Here is a 15,362-nt window from a genome sequence, read left to right as displayed (position 1 = left end):
ATTTAAGTATTTATTGTCTTCCATAGGAATATCATCAAAAATAAATTGTTTTAGAACTACTACTGAGTTTTTATCATATAACCATACCCAGCCGGCATCTTTATATTTTCCACCTTTTGAATGAACCTCGTCGATTATAGGGAATTGACCTTGTTTAATAGTACCATTTTTTGAAAGAATATTATATGCTGATGTACCTAAATTTAATAATTCTATAGATCCCATATTAGTACTTACGCAAGGAAGTAAAGATTTTATTAAATTAGGATAATCTGATATGGAGGTGCTCTTTAATTTTGATGCTACTCCCATTATTACTTTTCTCTGTCTGCCATCTCTATAAATTGCACTGTCTATGTCTCTAATTCTACAATAAGATATGGCTTGATAACCAGTTAATGTTTGCATACCAGATCCTGGAATTAACTTCATTTCACCTTTGTTAGGATTATCATAAGACTCATATGTAGATGGTATGAGCTTATTTACTGCTTTCATTTCTTTTTCTGTTATATCTACTTCCACTCCTCCAATTTGTGTGATTACATCCATTAAACCTTCAAAGTCAATTTGAATAAATTTATCAATTTCTATACCAAACTCATTACTTATTGTTTTAAATAATAATTGTTCTTTACCCCAAAAGTAAGAGGCATTAAGTTTACCCATACCTTCCCCTGGTATTTCAACGTAAGTATCACGTGCTAGAGAAGTTAATTTCACACTACTGTGGGTATTATCAATAGTAAGTATCATCATACAGTCAGATCTGTATGCACTTTCATTTTCTCTACCATCAGTTCCGAGTAATAATATGTTGGTAACACCATCTATTTGTTCACTAGTATTTACATTATTTATTTTGTAATAAAGAAATCCAAAAAGTGCAATAGGTAATAATAAAAGTATTAAAACTAAAGCTATAATAATTTTTTTTCTACGCGACATATTTTCACCCCTTTATAATAGAACTAAAAATATAATTTATATAAAGTACTTAATAATTTAAAGAAATATTATTGTTATTAAGTAAATACTCATTATCTTCCATGTCTATATCATTATATATAAAATCTCGAAGTACACATATAGAATTAGTGTCATACAACCATACCCAGCCTGAATTACCATATACACCACCTTTTGAATGTATCTCATCTGTAATAGGGAATTCCCCTTCCTTTAAAGCGTTTTTTAATGATTTACCAGATAAAATGTTGTGTCCTGTATATGCAAGACTAGTAATTTCATTAGATGTTAAATTTGTAGTAACATAAGGAGTTATAGCATCTATTAGTTCTGGATATTTTGTAAATGATACATTTTGATATTTTTTCATAATGGCATTAATGACTTTTCTTTGTCTACCATCTCTAAATATGGCGCTGTCACTTTTTCTAATACGACTGTAAGATAGAGCTTGATATCCATTTAGAGTTTGTTTTCCTGGCTCTTTTATTAATTCCATCTCTCCTTTGTTAGGATTTTTACAGAACTTATAGCATTCTGGAATGAATTTGTTAACTTCTTTTATTTCTGATTCCTTTATATTTAGCTGAATACCATCTAAAGCATAAATAATATCCATTAAAGAAGTAAAGTCTACAATAACATATTTATCAAGACCTATACCAAATTCATTTTCAATAGTTTCAAATAAAAGATCTTCTTTTCCCCAAAAATAAGCTGTATTTAATTTTCCTTTATCTCTTCCTGGAATACTAACATAAGTATCCCTTGCTAAAGAAGTAAGTTTAATATTTTTATTTTTGTTATCAATAGTTAAAATAATCATAGAGTCTGTTCTAAAAGCAGTTTCATTTTTTCTACCATCAGTTCCAAGCAATAAAATATTAGTTATTCCATCAACTTCTTTAATTTTAGACTTATAAGTTGATGCTACTGTTACATCTTTTAATTTGTATTGTACATATCCGTAAATTGATAAAGGTATTATAATTAAAATGGATATTATACATAAAACAACCTTTTTATATTTTGACATTTTCCTCACCCAATCTGATTTATATTTATAGTAAAAATTATAACAATACAAATATACAAGGGCAAGAAATAATTGAATAATTTTCCAATTTACGAGTTTAATCCTTATGAAAATCAATATTAAAGTTATTTAACAAAATATTTGTAATCGCTTTCAAAATGGTAATAAATGGAATATAATTATAGTGACAGTGTGTCAAAAAATTAATAGGGGGAAATAAAGGAATGAAAAAGATCTTATCTGTTTTACTATCTTGCGTTCTAGGATTTGGTTTAGTTGCATGTAATAATTCATCATCAGATGAATCTAGTAGTAAAGGTAAAGAAATTGCAATGATAACTGATATAGGAACAATAGATGACAAATCATTTAACCAAGGTACATGGGAAGGTATAGTGGCTTATGCTGAAAAAAATAACATTACGCATGAGTATTACAAACCAACAGAACAGTCTACTGATGCATATTTGGCATCTATAGATTTAGCTGTTAAAGATGGGGCTAAGGTAGTAGTTACTCCAGGATATTTATTTGAAGAACCTATATACATAGCACAAGACAAATACCCAGATGTTAATTTCATATTAATTGATGGAAATCCACATGATAAATCTGGTAAAGATTATAAAACAAATAAAAATACTGTAGGTATTGTATTTGCAGAAGAGCAATCAGGATACTTAGCTGGATATGCAGCTGTAAAAGATGGATATACAAAACTTGGATTTATGGGTGGTATGGCAGTACCAGCAGTTACTCGTTATGGATATGGTTTTGTACAAGGTGCAGATGATGCTGCTAAAGAAATGGGAATTGATAAAGTTGATATGAAATATCATTATACTGGAGGATTTGATGCTACTCCAGAAGTTCAAACATTAGCTTCATCTTGGTATACTGATGGAACTGAGGTAATATTTGCATGTGGTGGTGCTGTAGGTAACTCTGTAATGTCTGCTGCTAAAGCAATCGATGGTAAAAAAGTTATAGGTGTTGACGTTGACCAAAGTAGTGAATCTGATACAGTAATAACTTCTGCAATGAAAGGTTTATCATCAGCAGTAACACAAACATTAGAAGAATATTATAATGATAAGTTCCCAGGGGGAGAATCTTTAGTACTAGGTGCAGATAAAGACGGTGTTAAACTTCCTATGGAAACTTCTAAATTTGAAAAATTTACTCAAGCAGATTACGATAAAGTTTATAAAGATTTAGCAGATGGAAAAATCAAACTTCAAAAAGATGATGTTAAAAAAGCAACAGATCTAGATGTTAGTGTTGTGTCTGTAAAAGTAGTAAAATAAGTATATTTTTATAAACTAGTAAAAAGTCAGTTCTTTTGAGCTGACTTTTTTACATACTAGAATATTACCAAAATTTGTAAAAAAACTTTTTTTCTTGTATAATTATAATAAACAAATATTTAGTAAGGAGATATATATGGAACATATAATAGAAATGCTACATATAACTAAAGAATTTCCTGGAATAATAGCAAATGACGATATTACTTTACAACTAGGCAGGGGAGAAATACATGCTTTATTAGGAGAGAATGGAGCAGGAAAGTCTACACTTATGAGTGTGTTATTTGGTTTGTATCAGCCAGAGCAAGGTATAATTAAAAAAAATGGAAAAGTAGTAAACATAAAAGATCCAAACGATGCAAATGATTTGGGTATAGGTATGGTTCATCAACATTTTAAATTAGTTCATAACTTTACTGTATTACAAAATATAATTTTAGGTGTGGAAACTACAAGTCATGGACTTTTAAAAATGGATGATGCCAGAAAAAGAGTTATGGAATTATCGGAGAAATATGGATTAATGGTTGATCCAGATGCCATTATAGAAGATATAACAGTTGGAATGCAACAACGTGTAGAAATATTAAAAATGCTATATAGAGATAATGAAATACTAATATTTGATGAACCAACGGCAGTACTTACACCTCAAGAAATAGAAGAGCTAATGAAAATAATGAGAAGCTTAGCTAATGAAGGAAAATCTATTTTATTTATTACACATAAATTAAATGAAATAAAAGCGGTGGCTAATAGATGTACAGTTCTTAGAAAAGGAAAATATATTGATACTGTAAATGTAAATGAAGTCACAAAAGAAGAGTTATCAGAAATGATGGTAGGACGTAAAGTAAACTTAAATATAGAAAAAGGTTCCAAGCAAAGTGGAGATACTGTATTGGAAGTTAAAAATCTATCTGTAAATTCAAAAGTAAATAACAAAAAGCTTGTTGATAATGTATCTTTTAGTGTGAAAAAAGGTGAAATTGTATGTATAGCAGGGATTGATGGAAATGGTCAGTCAGAACTAGTATATGCTCTAACAGGACTGGGTCCAATAAGTAGTGGAAGTATTATTTTAGATGGAAGTGACATTACCCATGATAGTATTAGAAAGAGAAATATGAAAGGAATGGCACATATACCTGAAGATAGACATAAAGATGGATTAGTTTTAGATTATACATTAGGTGAGAATCTTATGTTAAAAAGATATTATACAAAGGATTACCAAAATAAAGGATTTATAAATTTTCAAAATGTAGATAAATATACAAATAAATTAATTAATCAATATGATATTAGAAGTGGTCAAGGTACGAAAACTAGTGCAAGAAGTATGTCTGGAGGTAACCAACAAAAGGCTATTATAGCTAGAGAAATTGATTTAGATCCACAAATATTGATAGCTGTACAACCTACTAGAGGTTTGGATGTTGGTGCCATAGAGTATATACACAAACAATTGATAGAAGAAAGAAATAGAGAAAAAGCTATTTTACTTGTTTCATTGGAGTTAGACGAGGTAATGAATTTAAGTGATAGAATACTAGTAATTTATGAAGGTAAAATAGTGGCAGACTTAAATCCAGAAGAAGTAACAGTTCAGGAATTAGGTTTATATATGGCAGGGTCAAAAACACAACTTAAAAGTGAGGTGAGTGCTCATGAATAAGTTAAATAAACTTATACGTAGCAATGGATTTAATAATGCAATGTCTTCTATATTTGCCATACTAATAGGACTTGCTTTTGGTTTTATAGTTTTATTAATAAGTGATCCATCTCAGGCAGTAAATGGATTTTGGATAATACTTCAAGGTGGATTTAGTACGGGAGCAAAGGGAATAGGTCAAGTTTTTTATTTTGCTACACCATTAATACTTACTGGACTTTCTGTTGGATTTGCATTTAAAACAGGATTGTTTAACATAGGTGCCCCAGGTCAATTTATAATGGGAGCATTTGCAGCTGTATTTGTAGGAGTTAGATGTACTTTTTTACCAGCACCATTTCATTGGATGGTAGCATTACTTGCTGCAGCTATTGTTGGTGGGCTTTGGGCACTGATTCCAGGAATATTAAAGGCTTATTATAATGTACATGAAGTTATAGCAACTATAATGATGAACTATATAGGAATGTATTTATGTAATATGTTAGTTAAATTATTTATATATGATTCTAACAAATCATTGTCTATGAATTGCTTAGAAAGTGCTGATTTACCAAAATGGGGACTAGATAATATCTTTTGTAATGTTACGGGTAATTACAAAGATATATCCACAGTAAATGGAGGAATAATCATTGCTATTTTTGTAGCTATTTTAATTTATATTGTATTGAATAAAACAATTTTTGGATATGAGCTAAAAGCTTGTGGATTCAACTCAAGTGCTAGTAGATATGCAGGTATAAATGAAAAAAGAAATATTGTTTTATCTATGGTAATATCAGGAGCTCTTGCAGGTCTAGGTGGTGGACTTCTTTATTTATCAGGAGCAAATGGTAGACATATTAAGGTGGTAGATGTTTTAGCAGTTGAAGGATTTAATGGAATACCTGTAGCATTGCTTGGTCTATCAAATCCAATAGGAATAATATTCTCTGCAATATTTATATCTTACTTAACACTTGGAGGAAACTACTTACAAACACTTAACTTTATGCCAGAAGTAATAGATATTATTATAGCTTGTATAATTTACTTTAGTGCTTTTGCATTATTCTTTAGATCAATATTACCAAGAATATTAAAAAAGAAAGATTCTAAAAAAGAAAAGCATTCTGAAAAACAAATTGCAGAAGCTACGAAAGGGAGTGAAGAGTAATGGATATACTATTTTTAATAGTACAACAAACGATGTTCTTTTCCATACCTTTATTAATAGTTGCACTTGGAGGAGTATTTACAGAGCGAAGTGGAGTTACAAATATAGCCTTAGATGGAATTATGATTATGGGTGCTTTTACTAGTATTTTATTTATTAATATGATGCAAGACAAAATGAGTGGTCAATTTCTATTAATTATTGCCATACTTATTTCTGTAATAACAGGAATGATATTTTCTTTATTACTGGCATATTCAGCAATAAACATGAAGGCGGATCAAATCATAGGTGGAACAGCATTAAATATGTTTGCACCAGCTTTTGCTATTTATGCAGCTAGAATGATTCAAACAAATGGGGTACAACAAATTGCTTTTGACAATACTTTTAGAATACCTTCAGTACCAATACTTGGAGATATACCAATAATAGGGGACCTATTTTTTAAGAATTGCTATATAACAACATATATAGGTATTGGAATCTTAGTAATATCTATTATAGTGCTTTATAAGACAAAGTTTGGACTAAGACTTAGAGCATGTGGAGAGCATCCTCAAGCAGCTGATTCAGTTGGTATTAATGTTTATAAAATGCGTTATGCTGGAGTATTAATTTCTGGAGCATTGGCAGGGCTTGGAGGATTAGTTTTTGTAATACCAACATCTACTAATTTTAATGCAACAGTTTCTGGATATGGTTTCTTAGCACTTGCTGTTATGATATTTGGGCAGTGGAAACCTTTAAGAGTATTATTTGCAGCATTTTTCTTTGGATTAATGAAGACTATTGCTTCAGCTTACTCTGTAATACCTTTATTATCCAGTTTAAATATACCAAGTGATGTATATAAGATGATTCCTTTTATAGCTACTTTAATAGTACTAGCATTTACATCTAAATCATCACAAGCACCAAGAGCGGTGGCACAACCATACGATAAGGGAAGTAGATAGGCAGAAAAAAAGTATTGCTTTTAAGCAATACTTTTTTTCTATCCCTTTATTCTTCTTTGTCTATAATAATAGAACTTTTCTATTAGATTAACAATTTCGTACATACCCCAAGCACAAACCGCTAACACAAATACACCCATCATGACAACATCAAGTTTAAATACTTGACTTCCATATACGATTAAATAGCCTATACCATATCTGGATACCAAGAATTCACCAACTATTACACCTACCCAAGCCATACCTATATTTATTTTAGTAAGGTTTATTAGGTTACCTATATTACCAGGCAAAATTAGTTTAAATAATATTTGACTCTTTGTAGCACCGAAACTTTTTAACATTTTAATTTTTTCTTCGTCCATATTTTTAAAATAATTATAAGCTGATAAAATTGTTATAACTATGGCAATAGCAACTGCAGTAACAACTATACCCTCAATACCTGCACCTACCCATACGATTATAATAGGAGCAAGGGCTGTTTTAGGTAGTGCATTAAGAACTACTAAGAATGGGTCTAGTATTTTAGCTAAGGTGTCTGACCACCAAAGCATTATAGCTATTAATATTCCTAAAGTACTACCAATAATTAAACCTAAAACTGTTTCATAAACTGATATCCATACATGTTTCATTAAGGTTCCGCTCGTAATATATGATATAAATAGTTTATAAATATCAGATGGTTTACTAAATAAAAAAGTACTGATAACATTGTTGTTTGCTAATACTTCCCATAATGCGAAAAAACCTATTAATAAAACTACTTGTATTATTAATATTCTAATTTTTTTAATTTTAACATCTTTTAAATATTTTTCATATTCAGCAGATTTTTTATTGAATTTCATTATTATCTAGCTCCTTCCATAATAAGTCAAAGTAAGTTTGAAATTTAGGGACTTTACGAGATTCAAATGGTGTTTTTGATTCACCAAGCCCCAAGTCTATATCATATTCACTCTTTATAGTAGAAGGACGCTTTGAGAGTACTGCCACTTTGTCACCCATTGCTATAGCTTCACTAATATCATGAGTCACCAAAATAGCCGACTTGCCCTCATTTTTGATTATCTTATAAACATCATCACTTACAAGCAATCTTGTTTGATAATCTAGCGCAGAGAAGGGTTCATCAAGCAAAAGTACATCTGGATTTACTGATAAGGTACGAATAAGTGCCACTCTTTGTCTCATACCTCCGGATAATTCTTTAGGATACATATTTCTAAAATCCCATAAGTCATAAGTTTTTAATAACTCTTCAACTCTTTCCATAGCTTTAGAATCTTTGTTTTTTTGTATTTCAAGACCTATAGTAATATTGTCCATTATACTTCGCCACTCTAGTAAATGATCCCTTTGGAACATATAGCCAATTTTTCCATCAATAATCACATCACCACTAGTAGGCTTTAAAAGTTTTGTAAGTATATTTAGGATGGTTGATTTTCCAGAACCAGATGGTCCAAGTAGTGCTAAAATTTCACCTTGTTGCAGAGAGAAGTTTATATTTTTGAGAACTTGGAGTTCTCCTTCCTTTGAATAAAAGTTTTGACAGAGGTCAGTAACCTTTATAATTTCATCCATTTAAGTCACCCCCATGAAGATTAATACTATATATTATTCTATTAATAGTTGATGGGATTTGTACCAGTTTTTAACTGAATAAATATTGATAGTTTTTAAATAGATATTAAATGATTAAATGTAATGAAAAATAACAAAACATAATAAAACAAAACAAAAAGTAATAAAAATATTAAAAAAATGTAGCGAAAGAGAATGAAAAACAATATTATTAACTTGAGGGGTGAAAAAAATTGTGGGAATTTTATGATAGTTTAATAGAGAAAATACCGGAAAATATAAAAGTAAAAGAGTTAGTTATTGGATCAGAGTTTACAATGGTAATAACTGATTATGGAGCAGGAATTAGTCGTTTATTGTATGATAAAAGATTTTCCTTTGATAAAGATATAAAGAAAAATATGTCTTTAAAAGATTTATGTAAGGGGGTAAAATCATGGAACTTTATAGAAGCTAGCTTGGGATTAGCAGCAATCAATTCTTATTATAATCAGAAACTTCAAAATAAATCCTTAAGTTTAGAAGAAATTAAACATCCATTCATTTCTATGATTGATGACTCATCTAAAAAAATTGCCATAGTTGAAGGTAGCATGGAAAATAAAAATAAAATTAAATCAAAATATGATGTAGATTTTTTTAGCAGAAAAATGGAAGAAGGAGATTATAGCATAGTAGCTTATAACTACTTAATTGAAAACTATGATACTACATATTTGGGAGGCGACTTAATAATAAATAAGCATTTAATAAAAATAGCAGAGGATTCATATAGTAAAGAAAGTATCATTTGTGATATTTCTACACCTTTATCCTTGGATTTTAGTCTACTTGGAATAAAAAATATAGGTGGATTTATAGTAAAAGACATTGATAAATGCCTTAATTTAGTGAAATTAAATGCTTCTTATGATGAAATAGCAAAAACAGGTACTATGATGAAAATAGTAGGATGTAAAGGGGATAAAATAAGTGGAAGAAAGTAATAGATATAATAAAATAATTATATTTTCTTTAATATTAATATTGATTATCTCAATACTAATATCTTTTGCCCTTGGAAAATATCCAATTGAGCCTAATCAAGTTTTTGGAATACTATTATCTAAAATTAGTAATATAGATAAATTTTGGACAGACAGTATGGAAACCATATTTTTCAAGGTTAGATTTCCAAGAATAATATTAGCTTGTTTGGTAGGGGGATGTTTAGCAGCTGCAGGTGTATCTTATCAATGCATATTCTTAAATCCTATGGCAGCACCTGATATATTAGGTGCATCTTCAGGAGCTGCATTTGGAGCCGCTTTAGCAATATATCTATATAAAGGCGGAAGACAAGTTACAATAAGCGCTTTTATATTTAGTTTAATTACTGTATTTTTAGTATACATAATAAGTCAAAGAACCAAAGGAAATAAGGTTCTAGGTTTAATATTATCAGGTATTATGGTAAGCTCATTGTTTTCATCAGGAACATCTTTTATAAAGCTTGTTGCAGACCCTAATGATCAGTTACCAGCTATTACTTACTGGTTAATGGGAAGCTTGTCGGGGACTAAAGGGGCAGATGTGAAATTTGCAATTATCCCAATGTTAATAGGCATAATACCTTTGATACTTATTAGTTGGCAAATAAACATATTAACAGTAGGAGAAGAAGAAGTAAAGACTATGGGCATAAACACCAAGCGTATAAGATTTGTAACTATTATATGCGCTACACTTTTAACTTCAGCTAGTGTGGCAGTAAGTGGAATGATAGGCTGGATTGGACTTGTAATACCACATTTGTCGAGACGATTAGTTGGAAATAATTTTGTTTATTTACTTCCAACTTCCGCCATATTTGGAGCTTCATTTTTATTATTAGTAGATAATGTATCTAGAAATCTATGGACTAGTGAAATACCAATAGGAATATTAACGTCATTTATCGGCGTACCATTTTTTATTTATTTGATTACAAGAAGGGGTGATTAATAATGATTTTAGAAGTTAAGAACCTTACTTATTCTTATAGAAATCATAAAGTGCTTAATAAGGTGTCCTTTGATGTAAAAGATAGTCAGTTATTATGTATTTTAGGTCCAAATGGAGCTGGAAAAAGTACAATGTTTAAGTGCATACTTCAGCTATTAAAAGATTATAATGGAGAAATATTATTAGATAATAAAAACTTAAAAAATTATAAAATTCAAGAACTATCAAGAAAAGTTGCTTATATACCTCAATCTCATAACCCTGTATTTAGTTATTCTGTTACAGAAATGGTACTAATGGGTACTACATCACAAATTTCACCTATGTCTAAACCTAGCAAGGAACAAATTAAAATAGTTGAAGAATCATTAGATAAAATAGGGATTTCTTATTTAAAAGATAGAAATTTTATTAATTTAAGTGGAGGAGAAAGACAACTTGTTTTAATTGCAAGAGCTTTAGCTCAAAGAGCAAAAATACTTGTTATGGATGAACCAACATCAGACTTAGATTATGGAAATCAAATTAGGGTGCTAAATACAGTAAAACAATTAACAAAAGAAGGATATATAATCATACAGTCAACACATAATCCAGACCAAGCCTTTTTGTATGCAGATAAGGTTTTAGCTTTATACAATCACAAAGTCTTAGACTTTGGAACACCTAAGTACATAATTAATTCAGGACTAATAAAAAAATTATACAACGTAGATGTGGAATTAAATAGCTTATATGATGATAAGATCAGAATCTGTATACCAAAAAGTGTAATAATATAAAAATATCTAAGGGGGAGTAAGATGAAAAAGAAATTAATATCACTATTATTGATATTATGTTTATCAATAACATCTTTAGTGGGATGCTCATCATCTAATGATGAAAAAGAAAAGGAAAGTAAAAAAACAATAAAATTCACTGATTCAGTAGGGCGGGAAGTTGAAATTCCATCAAATATTGAAAAAATAGCTCCATCAGGAAGCTTAGCACAAATTGTACTGTTCTCAGTGGCACCAGATAAATTAGTTGGTTTGTCTGGAGAATGGTCAGAGGACTCTAAGGACTACATAGATAAAAAATATACAGAGTTGCCTATATTTGGACAATTTTATGGTAAGGGTGACTTAAATATGGAAGCTCTTGCAGCTGCAGAGCCACAATTAATTATTGATATAGGTGAGAAGAAAGATGGTATGAAAGAAGATTTAGATTCTATACAAGAACAAACAGGAATCCCTACTATATTTGTGGAAGCAACAACTGCTAATATGTCAGATTGTTACACTACATTAGGTAAAATATTAAATGTAGAAGATGATGCTAAAATATTGGCAGATTATTGTAAAATTACTTATGATTCTACTGTAGAAACTATGGAAAAAATAGGCGATAAAAATAAAGTAAATCTTGTTTATTGCTTAGGTGATACAGGAACTAATGTAATAGCAAAAGGTTCTTTCCATTCAGAAATTATAAACTTACTTGCAAACAATGTGGCTGATCTTAAAGAACCATCAAGCAAAGGTGATGGAAATGAAGTTTCATTGGAACAGTTGTATATATGGAATCCAGATGTAATAATATTTGCTCCACAAAGTTTATATAGCCAAGTAGGAAATCAAAGTGAGTGGCAAAAACTAAAAGCAATATCTAGTGGTAAATACTATGAAGCGCCAAGTATACCATATAACTGGATGGGATTTCCACCTTCTGTAAATAGATATATGGGAATGATTTGGTTATCTGAAACACTTTATCCAGAAGAATTTAATTATGATTTACAAGAAAAAACTAAAGAATTCTACAAATTATTCTATCATGCTGATTTAAGCGATGAACGATATAACGAATTAACTAAAAATGCTATTAAATAATTGTATTTATTAAAAACAATAAGAAAGTAGGGTCCTCCTACTTTCTTTTAAAAAGGGGAATTAATATGAAACTAATAACAGTGGCAGGACCACCATCATCAGGAAAAACATCAGTTATTCTTCATTTAATAAAATCATTAGAATTAGAAAAGGAGAAGGTTGGAGTTGTTAAATTTGACTGCCTTACATCTTTTGATCATATTAGATATGAAGAAAATAATATACCTGTTGAAATTGGACTTTCTGGAAAGATTTGTCCGGATCATTTTTTTATTAGCAATATTGAAGATGCACTTTATTGGTCTGAAAAATTGAAGCTGGATATTTTGATTACTGAAAGTGCAGGACTCTGCAATAGATGCTCACCATACATAAAAACTATACCAGCTGTATGCGTAATTGATAATTTATCGGGAATAAACACACCTAGAAAAATTGGACCAATGTTAAAATTTGCCGATATTGTTGTAATAACTAAAGGTGATATAGTATCACAAGCTGAGAGAGAAGTTTTTTCCTTTAATGTACGACAAGTAAATTCTAAAGCAAAAATAATTTTTATAAATGGTATAACAGGACAAGGAATACTTTTATTAAAAAAATACTTAGGAGATATAAAAGATATAACAACTCTTAGAGAAAAACAATTACGTTTTACTACACCAGCTTCTGTATGTTCTTATTGCACAGGAGAAACTAGAATTGGTGAATCTTATCAAATGGGAATGATAAAGAAAATGGAGTTTAATTATGAGAAATAATAATTATGAAGAAATACTTAATATGACCATAGGGGAGATTGAGAATAATTATCCTATGGCTTTTGATTTTTTCTTAAATTACAATTTAAGTTACGTGAATAAAAATATTATTTTTAAGGATTTAATAGAGTCTTTAAATGATGAGTTTTATATTAATTTTGGTATGGAAAAAGAAGAATTATATACTAAACTAATTGAGTTCTTAAAGGAATTTGCTCAAAATATAGAAATTGTAAACATAGATAGTATTACAATTAATGGTGGCTACAACAAATTAAAAGAAGAAGAACAAAACTCCATAACGATTTATCCAGGAGAGATCATAAGTATTGTTGGGCCTACAGGTTCTGGTAAAAGTAGATTGCTAGAAGATATTGAGTGCTTAGCTCAAAGAGATACTCCAACAAATAGACAAATATTAATAAATGGTAAAATTCCAAGTGATGAAACACGATATGACATGGATGGAAAGTTAGTTGCTCAACTTTCTCAAAATATGAATTTTGTAATGGATTTAACAGTAGAAGAATTTTTACAAATGCACTCAAAAAGTCGTTTTTGTAAAAATCAAGATGACATAGTAAAAAAATGCTTTCATTACGCTAATAAATTGGCAGGAGAAGAATTTGAGCTAAGTACAAAAATAACTCAATTATCAGGAGGTCAATCAAGAGCTCTTATGATATCAGATACAGCTTATATGAGTTATTCTCCAATTGTTCTAATTGATGAAATTGAAAATGCTGGAATAGATAGAAAAGAAGCTATAAGGCTTTTATCAAGAAAAGATAAAATAATTTTAATTTCAACTCATGATCCTATCTTAGCTTTAAATGCTAATAAAAGGATTGTTATTAAAAATGGTGGAATCTCCAAAATTATTACTACTACTAAAGAAGAAAGAGAAAGTCTTGAATATATAGAAAACTTAGATAATATTTTATTGGATTTAAGAAACAAAGTTAGAAATGGTGAAATTTTAAATAAAAAAGATATAGAATGCGTTCTTTTGGGAGAAGGTGAAGGAGTTTGTGGAAGCTTTATGATGATTTAATAGAGGGAATTCCAAAGGATATACTTGTGGAAGATATGGTTGTAGGTCAATATAATTCATTGGTAAAAAGCAGTGTGGGGAGTGGAATAGGTCTTGTTTATTATGATGAAAGCCGACCACCTGACTTTGTAAAAGAGTTTAAAGGAAAAGCTTTATATGAAGTTGCAAAATGTATTAAATCATGGAATTTAACAGAAGCAGGCATAGGGTTAGCTGCAATCAATTCTTATTATAATAGTATTGAAGTTGTTAAATCAAGAAATATAAAATTAAATAATAATAACTTTGTAGAAGATAGAATCAACGATCCTTTTATTTCTTATCAAAATCTTATAAGAGGAAAGAAAGTATCTGTTGTGGGGCATTTTCATTACTTGGAACAATTATTTGAACCTGTATGTGATTTATCAATAATAGAAAGTGAAAATATAATTGGAGATTATCCAGAAACAGCGGCACCATATATTCTTCCAAGTCAAGACTTTGTATTTTTACCTTGTTATTCTATCTGTGATAAAACATTGCCTTGGTATTTAGAATTAAGTAAAAATGCTTATGTAGTTTTAGTTGGTCCAGCTACAACTATGTCACCAGTGCTATTTGATTATGGAATAAATGATTTATCTGGATTTGTAATTAAAGATGATAATAAGGCTATGAGCATAATAAGTGGAAATGAGAGAAATAACATGTTTTATAGCACAGGTCAAAAGATAAACTTAAAATATGGAGGAAATATTTAAATATGAGAATGAATTGGAATGATACCACTATAAAATCATTTGTAAGTGCAAGTGAATACACTGGTTTTCATGAAGAATTGGCTAATCAAATAAGGCCATATATTAAAAATAGTAAAACTTTGTGTGATATAGGGTGTGGGTTAGGTCTTATTGATATGCATTTAAGTAAAGACTTAGATTATATTACCTGTGTTGATATAAATGAAAATGCAATTAATTACTTAGAAAAATCTATAA

The 15,362-nt window shown here is 29.5% G+C and carries 16 protein-coding genes; 12 read left to right on the top strand and 4 right to left on the bottom strand.

All coding sequences use genetic code 11. The features are described 5' to 3' along the window. Both NSA58_RS06890 and NSA58_RS06885 read right to left on the bottom strand, forming a co-directional pair. The coding region (locus tag NSA58_RS06890; protein ID WP_257560321.1) for an LCP family protein at positions 1-948 on the bottom strand (948 nt) is incomplete at its 3' end. 49 nt (positions 949-997) lie between these two features. Beyond that, positions 998-2,005: an LCP family protein gene (locus tag NSA58_RS06885; RefSeq protein ID WP_039678568.1), complete on the bottom strand. Its 1,008-nt coding sequence runs from the start codon at positions 2,003-2,005 to the stop codon at positions 998-1,000. A gap of 224 nt (positions 2,006-2,229) precedes the next feature. Here NSA58_RS06885 and NSA58_RS06880 point away from each other — a divergent pair, with 224 nt between their 5' ends. The 4 genes from NSA58_RS06880 to NSA58_RS06865 all read left to right on the top strand — a co-directional run bounded on the left by NSA58_RS06880 (position 2,230) and on the right by NSA58_RS06865 (position 7,111). After that, positions 2,230-3,312 (top strand): BMP family lipoprotein, encoded by a 1,083-nt coding sequence (locus tag NSA58_RS06880; RefSeq protein WP_039678569.1) that lies wholly within the window; start codon positions 2,230-2,232, stop codon positions 3,310-3,312. A 136-nt stretch (positions 3,313-3,448) separates the two neighbouring features. After that, positions 3,449-4,993, top strand: coding sequence for an ABC transporter ATP-binding protein (locus NSA58_RS06875; RefSeq protein WP_039678570.1), 1,545 nt, complete (start codon positions 3,449-3,451; stop codon positions 4,991-4,993). Further along, entirely contained in the window at positions 4,986-6,152 is a 1,167-nt protein-coding gene (locus tag NSA58_RS06870) for an ABC transporter permease (protein ID WP_039678571.1), read from the top strand. The genes NSA58_RS06875 and NSA58_RS06870 overlap by 8 nt, the downstream gene beginning before the upstream one ends. Then, positions 6,152-7,111, top strand: coding sequence for an ABC transporter permease (locus tag NSA58_RS06865; RefSeq protein ID WP_039678572.1), 960 nt, complete (start codon positions 6,152-6,154; stop codon positions 7,109-7,111). The genes NSA58_RS06870 and NSA58_RS06865 overlap by 1 nt, the downstream gene beginning before the upstream one ends. 38 nt (positions 7,112-7,149) lie before the next feature. On the opposite strand, the gene NSA58_RS06860 is transcribed toward NSA58_RS06865, so the two are convergent. Further along, complete coding sequence (locus tag NSA58_RS06860; RefSeq protein WP_039678573.1) at positions 7,150-7,968, bottom strand: ABC transporter permease; 819 nt, start codon at positions 7,966-7,968, stop codon at positions 7,150-7,152. Beyond that, the gene (locus NSA58_RS06855; RefSeq protein ID WP_074079576.1) at positions 7,955-8,707 is read right to left on the bottom strand and encodes an ABC transporter ATP-binding protein; all 753 of its coding nucleotides are present in this window, start codon (positions 8,705-8,707) and stop codon (positions 7,955-7,957) included. The genes NSA58_RS06860 and NSA58_RS06855 overlap by 14 nt, the downstream gene beginning before the upstream one ends. A 233-nt stretch (positions 8,708-8,940) precedes the next feature. On the opposite strand from NSA58_RS06855, the gene NSA58_RS06850 reads away from it, so the two are divergent. The 8 genes from NSA58_RS06850 to NSA58_RS06815 form a co-directional block, all read left to right on the top strand. Then, entirely contained in the window at positions 8,941-9,693 is a 753-nt protein-coding gene (locus tag NSA58_RS06850; RefSeq protein WP_052232863.1) for an enolase N-terminal-like fold-containing protein, read from the top strand. Next, positions 9,680-10,690, top strand: coding sequence for a FecCD family ABC transporter permease (locus tag NSA58_RS06845; protein ID WP_257560320.1), 1,011 nt, complete (start codon positions 9,680-9,682; stop codon positions 10,688-10,690). The genes NSA58_RS06850 and NSA58_RS06845 overlap by 14 nt, the downstream gene beginning before the upstream one ends. A 2-nt stretch (positions 10,691-10,692) precedes the next feature. Beyond that, positions 10,693-11,472 carry an ABC transporter ATP-binding protein gene (locus tag NSA58_RS06840; RefSeq protein ID WP_074429769.1) on the top strand — a complete coding sequence of 260 codons (780 nt, stop codon included), beginning with the start codon at positions 10,693-10,695 and terminating at the stop codon, positions 11,470-11,472. Between the two features lie 21 nt (positions 11,473-11,493). After that, a complete protein-coding gene (locus NSA58_RS06835; RefSeq protein ID WP_074079574.1) occupies positions 11,494-12,567 on the top strand; it encodes an ABC transporter substrate-binding protein in 1,074 nt (357 codons plus the stop codon). Positions 12,568-12,632: 65 nt separating this feature from the next. Continuing rightward, positions 12,633-13,328: a GTP-binding protein gene (locus NSA58_RS06830; protein ID WP_074429770.1), complete on the top strand. Its 696-nt coding sequence runs from the start codon at positions 12,633-12,635 to the stop codon at positions 13,326-13,328. Beyond that, positions 13,318-14,382: an ATP-binding cassette domain-containing protein gene (locus tag NSA58_RS06825; protein WP_052232864.1), complete on the top strand. Its 1,065-nt coding sequence runs from the start codon at positions 13,318-13,320 to the stop codon at positions 14,380-14,382. Before NSA58_RS06830 ends, NSA58_RS06825 begins: the two co-directional genes overlap by 11 nt. Then, positions 14,358-15,125: a Rossmann-like domain-containing protein gene (locus NSA58_RS06820; RefSeq protein ID WP_039678579.1), complete on the top strand. Its 768-nt coding sequence runs from the start codon at positions 14,358-14,360 to the stop codon at positions 15,123-15,125. Before NSA58_RS06825 ends, NSA58_RS06820 begins: the two co-directional genes overlap by 25 nt. Positions 15,126-15,127: 2 nt before the next feature. Beyond that, positions 15,128-15,362: methyltransferase (locus NSA58_RS06815; RefSeq protein WP_257560319.1), on the top strand; the 235-nt coding region annotated here is incomplete at its 3' end.

It is taken from the genome of Terrisporobacter muris (assembly GCF_024621905.1).
Taxonomy (GTDB): Bacteria; Bacillota; Clostridia; order Peptostreptococcales; family Peptostreptococcaceae; genus Terrisporobacter; species Terrisporobacter muris.
The sequence above is the reverse complement of the archived record's forward strand: the minus strand, read 5'-3'. Positions and strand labels throughout refer to the sequence as shown.